This window comes from Paenibacillus sp. OAS669, assembly GCF_014873645.1.
In the GTDB taxonomy this organism is placed as follows: domain Bacteria; phylum Bacillota; class Bacilli; order Paenibacillales; family NBRC-103111; genus Paenibacillus_S; species Paenibacillus_S vulneris.
The window spans coordinates 231,754-244,883 of record NZ_JADBDR010000009.1; the positions used below are offsets into that span (position 1 = coordinate 231,754).

Genomic DNA, 13,130 nt, shown 5'->3' on the forward strand with positions numbered 1-13,130 from the left:
GAAATCCTTTACAATTCAATAAGTATAGATTACCTAATCTTATTCAATTTCGTCAATTATTGAAAAGAAATATTCCTTGCGCATTCATTTTTGGCATAAACAAACACGATATCCATTCAGCTGCTTCTATAGCGTATATTCACTGAATCAAAATAAAACATCTTCACCTAAATTGCGTCTAAATAGTATACAAGTATAAGGGAGGAACCGAAATGAGGATGATGAGGGAAGTCATCGCCCTTGCGATCGCTGGAAGTTTATCTATTTTATCTGCAACAGTTACCGCTGCGACAAGTCCCTTACCGGTGACCAAAGCTCCCTTTCCGGTTCAATTTAATGGCGTTTCCATTAACAACCAAACTGCACAATACCCCCTACTGCTTTATAAAGACATTACGTATGTACCAATAACCTGGGATTACTGCCAATCGCTCGCGCTACAAGTTTACTGGAGCCAAGAAAACGGACTTCAGATTGCCAAATTACCTCCAAAAGGGATTGCCGTCAAACCAGAGGCTGCTTCTCATGTTGATAAATTACAAAATGCCTCTTTACCCACTTTCCCTATCACTGTAAACGGTAAGCCCATCAACAATTCTAATGAACCTTACCCCATATTGGTGTATAAAGATATTACCTACTTCCCGCTGACCTGGAGATTCGTTCATGACGAATTTGGTTGGGTAACGCAATGGGACAGCACCGAAGGACTGCGAATTGAAACGGATCAAGAACAGATTCTTACCAATATATTTTATGAAGATGATTCCTATCTCTACCTGGATACAACAACTTCGGGTTTTATTAAAATCGCCAAGGACCTGCAAGCGGATCCGATCCTGCTTAACAACAACGAAGTCGAGACAACAAGAAAGCTTGCTGATACATCATCGGGCGTAATAATCAATAGCTTTGAGAGCGATAAGGATAAAACAATAGAGCGGGTTGAAAACACGGTCCGGTATCATGGTATCGACATCATGGATCTTGCAGCTGTTCATTCTGTTCAAAACAAACCACTAGGGTTTGTGACTACTATTGGAGCAGATACCGAGCTAATTGTAATCGGTGCCCGAAAAGACGACGCAAATTCCGAAAAGTGGTGGCAAATGTACCCGGTGTTTTACAGCTTTATTCTTACTAAGGGCCAATCACCCAAGCAAATTCCTGGCATGACACAGCTGCCGAGTCGAATTATGAATAAGAAGGATGGATCTATTTGGATTGTTAGCGACGCCGATCTCAAGACCTTTAGACCAATCAATACAGCATCACAAGTTGGTCTAATTGAACCTAACGGGGAGATTCGTGGATTCAATGCTGAATTAAATAGTAACGATGTCGAGATTGTCTCACTTCAAGAGAATCGAGTCATCCTAAAAGCATTTAGCAATCGGTTTAGTCCAGATTTAGTTAAAGAAACAAACGGTTTTTATTCCGTGGAAAAGAATTTCAGCATGAATAAGCTATCTGATCTCTCTGTACATTCTGCCTATATAGATTCGAAAGGCAACCTATACTTTATCAATAAAGGAAACGCCATTACATCTGTCAATGCGAATGTAACATGGCGTAGGTATGATTATGAATTGAAAAAATTATTAAGTGTTGAGTGATCGCATGTTCGGAAACACCGGGAGTCTGACTTTGTAACACTCATCACTTTGGCAAATTAAAGCTGGCTCTGTTGGGGCCAGCTTTTTAGTGTACCAAATTCACCTAATAAGTCATTTAGCTGTTTGTAGGCAAAATTCCGTAGACCACTAAATAGAACAGCATCCTTTCATACTTCCTCAGATCCTTCTTCTCTTCAGCTATATCCCGCCTCAGCATTTCACCACGGCTAGGAACAGATACGGTGTAGTAAGGAGTCAGACTCCTGTGCACCCATCGTTTAGCAAGCTCCTTTTCTGGCAATCCTAGTAATTGTTCCTCATAGATCCGGATGTCTCGCCTGGTATCGTTAATCAGATGCAGCAGCAGTGATTTCAGGATGTCAATATTCTCTATGTACTCTAACAGCGAGCCATACCATATATCCAGCTCCTTGTATGGGCCTGTTTCTCCGTGAGGTCGGTAAAGGACATAGCTGCCTGTTCCATCGGCTTTTATGGTTATGAGGAGATCGAAGAATTCGGCATTAGGTTCTATGTCTATGTATTTCTCGATGGCTTGTAGAGGTATCTTTGAAATGAAATATTTCAGGAGGATCACCTCGCACAAAGTGATATTACGCTATTGCGTACCAATAATAGTTTTATTATATGGTACGTTTTTGCGTATAGCAATACCTAAACCTATGCACGGTTGGTGATCCTTTTGGGCAAAAAAGTCATTGTTAACATATCCAAACTAGCGCAGAAGCACAATATTTCTCTTCGGGAGCTTTCTAGGCTATCTGATGTTCGTCACGCTGCATTAAGCGAGCTTTCTACTGGCAAGAGGGAAAATATTAACTTTAGTCATATCGAAAGAATTGCCGAGGCACTAAATATCCAGGATATTAGGGAGATTATAGATTTGATTGAGGTTGAGGATTGAGAGGAAATAAAAAAGCTGACGTTTGTGCCAGCATTTAAGCAATGATTTGTATAAATGTTGAGCCCCTTTATTCGGGCTACGTTGAATTCTCAATTTCTAAATCTTAGACAGTTAATGTATCTTTTCACTATCTGAGCAATCTTTCAATGGCTCTAATGGTAAATTCTAGTTCATCTTCGTCAAACCCACTTTTAAATAACGAAAAAATGTTGCTTAATAGCGCGGCAATCTCATTATCATGAATACGAATGGCAGTTACCTTGTCATCTTCAAAAGCTTCAGGATTACCAGGTAAGCTATTGATATTGCTTTTGAAGCCACTCAAAGCGAGGTATATCTTGGTTATGACTGAAGCGAACTTTTAACACCTGCTCTCATTAAAAAATACCAAAAAATTAGCTTAAATTACTTCCCACTCCCAACAGGTTTTGCCGCGCAGTATGCTCATCTTGTCTTCCATTTAGTTGATCTTTCGTCTCTATTTTCAGTTAAGCAAGCCCCGCGGCGAAATCAAACATGTACTTCTGGATCTAATAGAAAATACTTTATATCAACCTTTCCTTCAATAGTAATGAGCTTTCTTTAGATGTTGGGTACCAGAGTGGCTTGGAACCGTTTATGGTCTCGTTGTCTAAAGTATTTAGTAGATTCGAAAGAAAAAAATTGAATGTTTGCTCTTTGGTGTTATAAAATCCGAATTCTGGTCCCCTTTCCCGTTCTCCGTTCCAATGAAGCCCGTAAATGTTCCCATTTAAGCATAATGACGTTAACGTACAGCATCTTAAAAAATCCAAATCGTTAGATCTAAGGTCTTCACGTTTTTCTAAATAAAAGTTCGTCATTCTGTTCATTAATCTACGTGCGACCTCGTTAGGTCCTTGAGAAGAAAAGCTTTGATAGCCATATGAAAAAATACCAAAATAAGCGGAATCCGAAGATACCCTCATAAATCGTTGAACAGAATATAAATTCTCAAGGGCATCGATAAATTTGCTTCCACTTATGCTAGTTTTCACTTCAATAACGGATTTTACATACTTCTGTGGGATAATCACAAAATTGGAGTGACCAAACACAATCGGAGAAGCTTGATCATAAATAATAATATCGAGCTGTTTACTGCAGGTTACTCCATCATCAGCAACAATAAATCCACTTGCTATTTCATATTTTTTTGGGATAAACCTTCTAAGCACTTCTTGGAGAATTACTTCTTTATGTTGTCCATCGGATGCCCAATGGGCATCACCTATGATATTACGAACTCGACTTTTCACAACATCAAGTTCTTTAGAAAAACTCTTATAATACTCAGGCAGACTTTTCTCAATAGGCATGAACTTTCTCCTCGAATTTTCTACTTTCCAAATCTGAATAAACACTTTGAATCATTTCATTTACACCATCGCCTCTATACATTATTGAGGTCTCATATCGACACCAAGGGCTATTAGGCTTACGAACTGCTGATAACCAATTATAGGAACCTTCTATGATCAAATCATTATCTACCCACATGGTTTTGTTGTGAATCCGCTTGGTAAGGATAACTTTTACACCAGATTCAATTAGAATTTGCTTTGCTTTTACAAAATGCGGCTTTAAAATTTTCTTATTATCCTCATTTAGCTTCTCATCCGTATAAACGGATATACTGACTCCTCGTGCAATTGCGTTGGAAAGCAGTGGTGGGAGGCTATCATCTAATAATGCCGTAGCAGAAAGAAAAGGAGAGACTATTCCTATTTCTCTCTGAGCCATTTCAATACAATCAATTAATAACTTTCTATGTTCAAGCAAATCTTGAATATGCTGTACAGGTTTACTAAAACGATTAATAAAATAATCTGGTAGATCGATATTTTGGATCTATTATCTTCAGATGCAAAAAGATATCTCGCTAAAATTCCAGAAGGAGTATTTCTATGATGGTCAAAAATTCTCATATCCCCAAAAACAAGAAAACTATCTTGGGCACGAGAAACAGCAACGTTTAACATGGAAACACTACTATCAAAAAAATAACTACTTGGTTGTGCTATATCATAAACCGGAGAAAAAATGACGATTGGGCGCTCTGCTCCTTGAAGTGCATGAACAGTACCGACTGTAACATTCTTTAGTCCTGCTCGTTTCATTTTATCTTGAAGCATGAATTTTTGTCTTGAAAACGGAGTGATAACCGCTACAAGTTCTTCGATTTTTATATCTTTGTCCTTCGAGTTATAACGAGACCTATATTCATTAATAATTTTTTGTTGATTTTTGTGAATCCAGCCTACTATAACATCTGCTTCAAGTTCATTTGACATGCTACCATTGGAGCGATTCGTTTGTCCTTGAATGTGAGCATATCCCATATGCGGGAGAGGGTAATTGTCTATGCCCTTTCTCTTCGGTTCTAAACGCCCCTCATAAGCTAACTTATTACAGTAATCAATAATTTCCGGTACACATCGCCGATGTTCAGTTAATAACATACCTTTGACGTCATCGTACTTCTTATATTTGCTCCTTCTTTGAGCAATTTTCATCACGGAACCGCAAGAGGCACTAAAACCTTGAAGTAATTTTTTCTCTGCTTCTTTTGTTTCCTTAATCAATCCAAACTTCACTAAATTGCTAATATCGACGACTCGAGGAATACTCCAAACCGGCTCTATCTGTAGGGTATCCCCCACTACTAGAGCTTTTTTAGCTAGAGAAAAAGTGGCTCCTGCAATTTCGGGACAAACTTGCCCTGCTTCATCAATTATCAATAAATCAATAAATTCATATAGAGGAATAGTCTGGCCTTCCCATGCCCTGAAAAAGGAAGGAGCCATATAAAGAGTAGAAACAAAGCAAGGTGTAATCTTAGCGTAGCGTCTCCACATTCGCTGCTGCTTTATTTGGGATTTCGATTCCTTATAGTTTGCATCAGCTAATTGCTCCGATATTTCCAGAATCCACTTTCCCTCCCAGTAATGAGTTGCCAATTTAAATGCTTCATAACGATAAGTACGGTCTAAGAATGATAAACAATCCTCGTTCTCTTGAAATGCGAGAGATTGTTTGCATTTATCCCACAGAGCTAATGCTTCGTAGAAAGTCTTTCTTTCCAACTCGATTTCGCTTTTCCACCCTTCAAATGCTTTTTTTTGCTCATCAAGCTCTTTTCTCCTATTTTGTATGTAATTCGTTATCTGATCTGCATCACTTAAATGAGGATATCCCTGATCCAATATGAAGGCCCTATCACGAAGTTGCTTTCTTTTAGAGACAATTGGAATCCAACGTAACCAAGAATACCAGATACTCTCTTCTAAGAGGTGCCGATTCCAAGCTTGTTCTAGTCGAATAAGCTCCTGCGGACCTTTGACTATTTCTTCACCGTTCTGCAATCCTAATTCGTATGCCTTTTCTATCCCATTTGGGTATTTTGCTTTAAGTTCAATTTCAATCTTTTTATAATTCGCATAAATAGTTACCAGATCATGAATTTCCTTAACCTTCTGTTTTAAATCCACATGTAGTTGCCCTACAACTTCCTCTACGCTCTGAAGAGGCTCCTTCGCGTAGCAATTATATTTATCCAAATAAAACTGCGCCGCTTTTGATATGTAATCTTTATTTTCTATGTCTTTAAAAAATCCAGTCATTGACTGTTTGCCTTGGTATATAGTCTGCAAAGAGGGATCGATCTTTTTATTTGAAGCTGAAGGCAAATAGGCGCCATAACTCGTTACATCAGGAATCCACCTTCCCATTAATGGGTGCTCCTGCTCCTCGATCTTCCCAAAACTATCAATCACATTAGTTACTGCTTGATTATTAGTAGATGATGCCAGTATTATCGGTGGATTTCTTTCCTCTAAAGCAGCCTCTACCCATAAGGAAGCAATAATCGTGTGTAGTAAGGTAGTTTTCCCAGTCCCTGGAGGCCCATTAACTGCGAGGATATCCCCCTCATTCATGGTACTGAAATGATGAACTGTTTCTCTCTGCGACGGTGAAAGGGCGAATTTATTATTCATTTGCCCGTAGTGTAATGAAGAACGGATTAGCCCCTCGTGTTCCGTAAGTAGTGGTTCCGATACATACTCCTCTTGCTCAGAAATGTTTTGAAACAGTACTGGAAGTTTTTTTGGCCCCTTAAATGATCGTAAAGGTCAATAATAGATTTCGTTGTGCCTTGAATTATGGTCTCAGGAATTAAATAGGTTACTTCAGACATCTGGTACATTTCATGTTCAAATTTATCTAGCGATTGTTCCGTAACAGCATTTAATAACTCAGTAGAGTATTTAAAGAATGCGCCCCAGTTTTCTTCGTTAAAGGTATGAGCTGACAAAAAGTTGTCTAGACCTTCTAATGTTCCCACAGGCTCTATCACGCCCATATTTGGATACAAGTAATCCCTTGGCACCCATGGGAACGATCCTTTTTTCACTTTTAATCTGCCCTCGTTATTTATCCTTGCCGGAATCCATAATGGGGTCAAGTATTTGGGATAATCCCCCTTCTTTATTCCATGTTCCGTTTTTAAATGCAGAACAATAGGGCAGAGAAGCACATCTACTTCTAAAGGTGCGTCTTTATCTGATTTCTCTATAAACAAATTAGATATTAACCTAGCTGGCACAATCCCTCTAATCAAGTGTTCCATAGAAATCTGAATGGCTTTACCCTTTAGTTTGTCTAGGTCCTGATTCAGACGTTCTGCATCAGCAAGACTATTTCTCCAATAATGTAACAAAACTCAACACTCTCCATAAATCGACATGTATTTCCATTATACTCCTGCATTCGATTTATTGGGTAATTTTTGGGTAGATAAGTAAATTGAATTTCAGTGGCGGTTTTGAAGCATTAAAATTATTCGAAAAAATGCTGAGACAAAAAAGCTGACTCCTTTTTGAGCCAGCTTTTGGTTTACCTACTATAAGTAAAAGTTAATTTTCTGCCTTTAATTTCTTACTTACCGATATAGTATACCTCGCCTTTACCAATGCAAAAGACCATATTTGATGATAGAATAGGTTGAAAGGACTCTTTATTTACAAATGAATCAGTTTTATAGGGATTATAGTATGCCTGTTTCAACTGTTTAACATCAATTTTCAATAAATGATTTTGTAACCCACTATCAAAATCCCCTCTAATATATGCATGAACATTTTTTCTATTTTCCCTGAGAACCCTCGCCCTACCCGCTTGAGAAACAATAAACTGAGCATTTTTTAATACAAGAAAATCTAGATACCCGATTATTCTTTTTGTTTGGGCATCACGTACCGAAAAACATTTTTTATAAAAGTGGTATGCTACTAGTATGGTTTGCCCTTCATGAAAATTTCGATAAATTTGGTCATCAAAGTCCAGCATACTAATTCTCCATTCGTTTAGTATAGTAATTAGTATGCTGGTTACTATAATTTTTATAACACGAATTAAAAAAATCCACTGGAATAACCGAGTATAACTACAGTAATTCCAATGGATTTATATTTTTTAACTAAATAGTACAAACACAAGGAACTGTGTCTTCTTCCATACTTGCATATTTTTCAATTCCTTCATACTCTAGAATTTTTCTGTACTCTTTTAAAGTAAAGGGGCCGCCGTCGCGTTTTAGAATAGAAACGTTCTTGTCAAAATGTTTGCGGAATTGTTCTTCCATTTCCTCTTGCTCTCTATAAACTTCAGGCCATGTTTGAAATAGATGAGCATAGTGTTGAAAACCTCCTCGAACACATCTGCCCCCGCAATTTGCATGAGAGAACCCTAATTCATACATAATGGGCAATTTAATCCCCCATTTTTCCTGAATAATTTTCTTAGCATCAGGCTCTTCACGAAATGTGGTTATTAGTGGAAACCTAGTTTCTACTGGCTCAAGAGGATAATGTTCATAAAAATTCTTTAAGTTTTCTGCACGATGCTGTTCATGGCGCCCAATACCAAAATATAAAATAGGTTCAAGATTATGCTCTGTTCGAAGCTCCTCTAAAAAAATCACAGTTTGCCTAACTTTCAACTCTTCTGAGCATTTGGCAAGCCGGGAGTTCCCCATAAACCTATAGTCATAAAAAACTTGTTCTGGTGTTCTACCATCCGTCCGATAAGTGATATCCATACCTAAGTAATCGGCGACCTCATGCATAAAGCGATAATTATCTTCATGCTCCCATAATGTGTTAGTAAAAAATAAAATGCAATTTTCTTTCCCATAAGTTTGAACCATATGATAAGCTACATAAGCTGATGATGCTCCTCCACTATACATAGCAACATGAACAGTTTCCCTAGCCATAATAATCTCCTCCGAGATAAAACAAAATTCTATTTATTCAACTTCCTGAATTAATTTCATTAACAAATATTTGATTTCTTGGGTTGTAATATCTTTGCCTGCATACTTTAAAATGTTCTTAACATTTGTGTACAATAGTTGCGTTTTTTTAGATAACTCGATCGTTTGAGGCTGGATATGAATACTATCAGTTGAAGCTACCTCTACGGTAGATTGTAGCAACTGCCACTCATATGTCAATTGTTTTAGGAAAAGTTCTTGTGTCGCGTCAGACCATTCCGTTCGGGCAACGCCCACTATATGTTGAATTAAAATATCTAGAAATTCATTCTTTGATTCAACAGCCTCAGGTAAAGTTAAAAGTTTGCTACTCATCCCAACAACTTGTACACGACTGTTATGGATTATTGTAGCAAATTCTTCTATACTATCGCATTTGGTAAGAACAAGTATCTGTTCATTTAAATATCTTTTATTTGATTCTAGGAACTGTTCTAACTCTTCCTTTGCTTGAGCAATTGTCTCTTCTCCTACTGTTAACTCTCTCAACAAGCGATATGGATCAATTTCAGCTCTACGGATTAATTCACGCAGTTCAATTGACATATCAGATAATTGATACGTAATCTGCGTAAATTTAGGTAATGATTGAATCCACTTTAACATGGTTTTGGATACAAAAAGGATATTTGAGCTACTCTTAGAATCCATCCCAAATACTCTACCTATATGAATCAACTTTCCTTGTTCTTTTAGGCTTATATTATAGTATCTATACTCATATTCCTCTGCTCGCTCGACTAATTCATAAATGGCTGTACCATTCAAATTAGAGACATGCATATCGTGTGCATAAAACATTAACTGTTCCCACACATCTCTTAATAACGCTACGAATAACACAGGTATAACAGAAGTACGTATGCCAAACGGTGGTAACGTAAAAACCCGTACTAGATCTATCAACTTACCTTTAGATTGTTCTATGAGCACTTCCTTTAATGCATTTCTTAATACTTGGAGTGTTGAATTGCATAGCAATTCTTTTTCTGTATTAAATTGGTAGTCATTATTCTTCAGTACACTTGCATAGATCATGTAATTAGGTCCATATCCCGGTATTCCAAGATTCGGCTCGTAAGGTGTATTGAGCAGTCGATCGATCACATCTATTGCAGATCGTCTTTGAACAGACGATATCTTCTGTCTATTAAATGATTCATTACGAATAATGGGTGTACTTGGGAATTTAGCCATCATTCGTTGAGATATAAATTGCTCCAACTCCCATAAGTCATTTATATGATAGTGATTGCCCTCTGCCCACCAGACTAGCTCCTTGAATCTTAAATATTGATCTACAAACGATCGAACTTGATAATTGATCTCCTGTAACATAAACTCTAGTTCACTCATAAGACGTGAGTCTAATGAAATAAAAGATGGATCATTCATTAGTTGCTCAACTATTGAAAATTTTTGAAGCGCTATTTCAATATTTTCTGAAGTAAACCCTGGAACAGCAAAAATAACATTATTATTTTCTCTAGAAATTAATGATTCTATCTGTTCTAATTGCTCCAAATGTTCAACTAAAACGAAAATGATACGATCATCAGCTTGTAATTCCTTCGAAAGAGAAGTCTTAATATCGCTTATCCATGCAAACTCAATTTGTCCATAACGAAGCATGCTTACTTCATCGTTGTATTCATACGGCAAAACATATTTAAGTGATAACTGTTTTTCAAGAATTTCTATCTTTTTCTTTTTGCTCAACACTGTCGAAAAAAGCTTCTCATTGATTATTTTTTCAAGGTTAACTGAGCTGCCCTCGAATAACTCCCACTGAAGAATAATTTGGTTAAAGCGAATTATCTTTTGCGAAGATAATCCTAGTAATTGGTCGTTGGTTAACTCTACATCTATTCCTAGAGCAAATGAAATAAAATTTGTTGTAAGTGGTTGTTTAGATGACAAACTCGAAATTGACCATAATGCAATAAATTGTACTATTCTACGTTGAAGAAGATTATCCTGAGATACAAATTGAATAACTTTCTGATACAAGTGTAGATCAGAATGCTCCGTTTTTTCTTCATTTCCTTCAACAAAGTAATAGAATAATTTATCGGCATAGTAATAACCGTCGTCATGAATTACATGATGACTTAAAGCATAACGTTCTTCATCTTGGAAAAAAGAAAATAACGTTCTCTCGTTTTGCCCCAAAACATTTGATAAATAAGGAAGTAAAACAACCGCAACCGGGTGCAGCGGATACATTCCACGAATTACATAATTATCCAATTGGTGTGGTGTATACTCACTAAATAAAGGAAAAAACTGAAGTGCTTTAGTGGACTCAAGTAAAGTATCGTCTTCTAAACAAAGCTGGTTAATTGAAGTTGCAGCTTCATGAGCCAACCGTAAATATGTATTCGGATCGGTCTCAAAGGCATAGAAACGAAACCGTTTTTCCACTTTTTCAAATTCCAATCGAGTGTTTTCTTTACTTTGTACTGCATATTGACGAATATGCTTATGTCCTACTACCAATAATTGCATATTGCTCGAGCTATTAGCTAATTCTGCAAGGTCTTGCAAATCCTGCATGCTTTGATTAGAGTTTTGCATATGCATTGACTGCAGAAAGCGACCAAATTCGTCGTAAACGATCAATAATCCTTTGCTACGTTTTTTAAGTTCTTCTAAAATTCTTTGAATGTTCTCTACAAATTGTTCTTCTTCGTCTGAGAACCATTGTGAACCTGAAGTTACCGTTGGATAAAACTCTTTAAACTTTAGTATTAATTCTTCATCGTAGCTTTCGATTAAGGCTTTCCATTCATCTTCATTCATCCTTAAACTTTCAACATGCTGTAAAAATTGATGATATGTCTGCGGATATGACTCCTTCCACAAAACAATCATCTTGAGTATAGATGCAATTTCGTTAGTTGTAGTAATTTTTTCTCCAGCATGGTTTAAGGAATGATAAATTGCACTGTTAATAATTTTTCTTAGGTTACCTGTCTTACCATTAATGATAACCGGAATATATGTTGTAGGATTATCTTGAATTTGAATTAAGAGATTTGATAACTGTGTATCTAATCGTTCAGCTTGCTCTAGAAAGCTGGTGAATAATTCCGGTGAAATTTGTTTCGAAAACAATTTGCAGACTATTGAGGAGACAAGCGATTTGCCTGTTCCATAGGGCCCGATTAACAAATGAGAATGCATCCCTCGAACCGATAGAAAACTCTCAACAATTCCACGAAATGCTTCCGAATGAGACGGAGATAATATGTACCTTCGTAACAAATTATCATCATCTAAGTCAAACTGAAGGTTAACACTTGATTTAAATCCCGGCATATTACAGTGCCACCTTTCGTCTGTATGCCTTTTCCAAAAACGAATAAGGGGCTTCTACCTCTATGTTAAGGCTAAAAATCTGATTCGTCTTTATAAATGTAACAGGGTACAGTGGGCTAGAATGTAACTTTTCCAAAACGTCCAATATTTGGTTTGACGTTAAGTTGAAAATTTTCCCCCATAACAAAGGTTTATATTGAATTTCCTCTAAAGTCAAACTTTGAACCTTATGACTTTCGCAATAAATCAACAGTACAAAATAAAAGGCATCTACTCCTATATTTTCAATGAGTGGGCTTCTTTTAGCAATTAAATCCTTTGAAGTGTGTAGCAAACGCAGTTTTGATAAAGGACTAGCTAAAATATCTTCTGGATCTATGGCCTGATACTCGTCATTTCCCATATACAATTGTCTCAAACATTCCAAATCACGCTTCAACGTATTTTCAGAAACAGGTTTTTTACTATGTTGTTGTACCCAGGTTTGTAATATTTCGATCAGTTCCTCATAGGTTGCAGACCTATGGGGAAATTCATTAAAAAACCAGTACCAAAAACTAGCCTGATCCTTGTTTGATGCTAAAAAAAAGTGCAATAAGGAGGTGGTCAAGGGTAAACGAACAAAACGATCATACTGATATACCAATTCTCCAAATGTGGTAATTTCATGAATTGCTTTTTGATCAGCATCCCTGCTTTCGGATAAAATATTGGTCGCCAAAGCCCAAAACTTTAGCGACTTTACCATATTTCTCCCCAAACCAATCCGTTCAAAACCAAATTCGTCGTAAAAAAATCGATTTCCTTGTTCATCCTCAGTAATCATTCTGATCGCTTTTGATAACCAGTTCACCCGTAAGTAGAAACTTTGATGTTGTCCAAATCTCATTGAACTAGTCCATCCTCTCATCAA

General features: G+C 36.9%; 12 protein-coding genes. 2 read left to right on the forward strand and 10 right to left on the reverse strand.

Going from position 1 to position 13,130, the window contains the following annotated elements; all coding sequences use genetic code 11:
• The first annotated feature begins 212 nt into the window (after positions 1–212).
• Complete coding sequence (locus GGC63_RS20820; protein ID WP_192703932.1) at positions 213–1,616, forward strand: hypothetical protein; 1,404 nt, start codon at positions 213–215, stop codon at positions 1,614–1,616.
• Between the two features lie 115 nt (positions 1,617–1,731).
• On the opposite strand, the gene GGC63_RS20825 is transcribed toward GGC63_RS20820, so the two are convergent.
• A complete protein-coding gene (locus GGC63_RS20825) occupies positions 1,732–2,223 on the reverse strand; it encodes a hypothetical protein (protein WP_192703933.1) in 492 nt (163 codons plus the stop codon).
• A 96-nt stretch (positions 2,224–2,319) separates the two neighbouring features.
• Here GGC63_RS20825 and GGC63_RS20830 point away from each other — a divergent pair, with 96 nt between their 5' ends.
• Positions 2,320–2,541 (forward strand): helix-turn-helix domain-containing protein, encoded by a 222-nt coding sequence (locus GGC63_RS20830; protein WP_192703934.1) that lies wholly within the window; start codon positions 2,320–2,322, stop codon positions 2,539–2,541.
• 127 nt (positions 2,542–2,668) lie between these two features.
• On the opposite strand, the gene GGC63_RS20835 is transcribed toward GGC63_RS20830, so the two are convergent.
• The 9 genes from GGC63_RS20835 to GGC63_RS20875 form a co-directional block, all read right to left on the reverse strand.
• Positions 2,669–2,866: a hypothetical protein gene (locus GGC63_RS20835; RefSeq protein ID WP_192703935.1), complete on the reverse strand. Its 198-nt coding sequence runs from the start codon at positions 2,864–2,866 to the stop codon at positions 2,669–2,671.
• A 220-nt stretch (positions 2,867–3,086) separates the two neighbouring features.
• Positions 3,087–3,878: a DUF6602 domain-containing protein gene (locus GGC63_RS20840; RefSeq protein ID WP_192703936.1), complete on the reverse strand. Its 792-nt coding sequence runs from the start codon at positions 3,876–3,878 to the stop codon at positions 3,087–3,089.
• Entirely contained in the window at positions 3,868–4,341 is a 474-nt protein-coding gene (locus GGC63_RS20845) for a phospholipase D-like domain-containing protein (protein ID WP_192703937.1), read from the reverse strand. Before GGC63_RS20845 ends, GGC63_RS20840 begins: the two co-directional genes overlap by 11 nt.
• Positions 4,317–6,557: a DEAD/DEAH box helicase gene (locus GGC63_RS20850; protein WP_192703938.1), complete on the reverse strand. Its 2,241-nt coding sequence runs from the start codon at positions 6,555–6,557 to the stop codon at positions 4,317–4,319. The genes GGC63_RS20845 and GGC63_RS20850 overlap by 25 nt, the downstream gene beginning before the upstream one ends.
• Before the next feature lie 26 nt (positions 6,558–6,583).
• Positions 6,584–7,279, reverse strand: a complete 696-nt coding sequence (locus tag GGC63_RS20855; protein ID WP_192703939.1) for a hypothetical protein — start codon at positions 7,277–7,279, stop codon at positions 6,584–6,586.
• 218 nt (positions 7,280–7,497) lie between these two features.
• Complete coding sequence (locus GGC63_RS20860; protein WP_192703940.1) at positions 7,498–7,908, reverse strand: hypothetical protein; 411 nt, start codon at positions 7,906–7,908, stop codon at positions 7,498–7,500.
• Positions 7,909–8,038: 130 nt separating this feature from the next.
• On the reverse strand, positions 8,039–8,836 hold the full coding sequence (locus GGC63_RS20865; RefSeq protein ID WP_225948367.1) for a phosphoadenosine phosphosulfate reductase family protein: 798 nt from the start codon (positions 8,834–8,836) through the stop codon (positions 8,039–8,041).
• Between the two features lie 33 nt (positions 8,837–8,869).
• Complete coding sequence (locus GGC63_RS20870; protein ID WP_192703941.1) at positions 8,870–12,217, reverse strand: hypothetical protein; 3,348 nt, start codon at positions 12,215–12,217, stop codon at positions 8,870–8,872.
• 1 nt (position 12,218) lies between these two features.
• Positions 12,219–13,106: a DUF4007 family protein gene (locus tag GGC63_RS20875; RefSeq protein ID WP_192703942.1), complete on the reverse strand. Its 888-nt coding sequence runs from the start codon at positions 13,104–13,106 to the stop codon at positions 12,219–12,221.
• Positions 13,107–13,130: the final 24 nt, after the last annotated feature.

What these genes read in the sequence shown, in the direction of transcription:
- GGC63_RS20820 (WP_192703932.1), top strand. Translation starts at nt 213, where the DNA reads ATGAGGATGATGAGGGAAGTCATCGCCCTTGCGATCGCTGGAAGTTTA.
- GGC63_RS20840 (WP_192703936.1), bottom strand. Translation starts at nt 3,878, where the DNA reads ATGCCTATTGAGAAAAGTCTGCCTGAGTATTATAAGAGTTTTTCTAAA.
- GGC63_RS20850 (WP_192703938.1), bottom strand. Translation starts at nt 6,557, where the DNA reads ATGAATAATAAATTCGCCCTTTCACCGTCGCAGAGAGAAACAGTTCAT.
- GGC63_RS20860 (WP_192703940.1), bottom strand. Translation starts at nt 7,908, where the DNA reads ATGCTGGACTTTGATGACCAAATTTATCGAAATTTTCATGAAGGGCAA.
- GGC63_RS20865 (WP_225948367.1), bottom strand. Translation starts at nt 8,836, where the DNA reads ATGGCTAGGGAAACTGTTCATGTTGCTATGTATAGTGGAGGAGCATCA.
- GGC63_RS20870 (WP_192703941.1), bottom strand. Translation starts at nt 12,217, where the DNA reads ATGCCGGGATTTAAATCAAGTGTTAACCTTCAGTTTGACTTAGATGAT.
- GGC63_RS20875 (WP_192703942.1), bottom strand. Translation starts at nt 13,106, where the DNA reads ATGAGATTTGGACAACATCAAAGTTTCTACTTACGGGTGAACTGGTTA.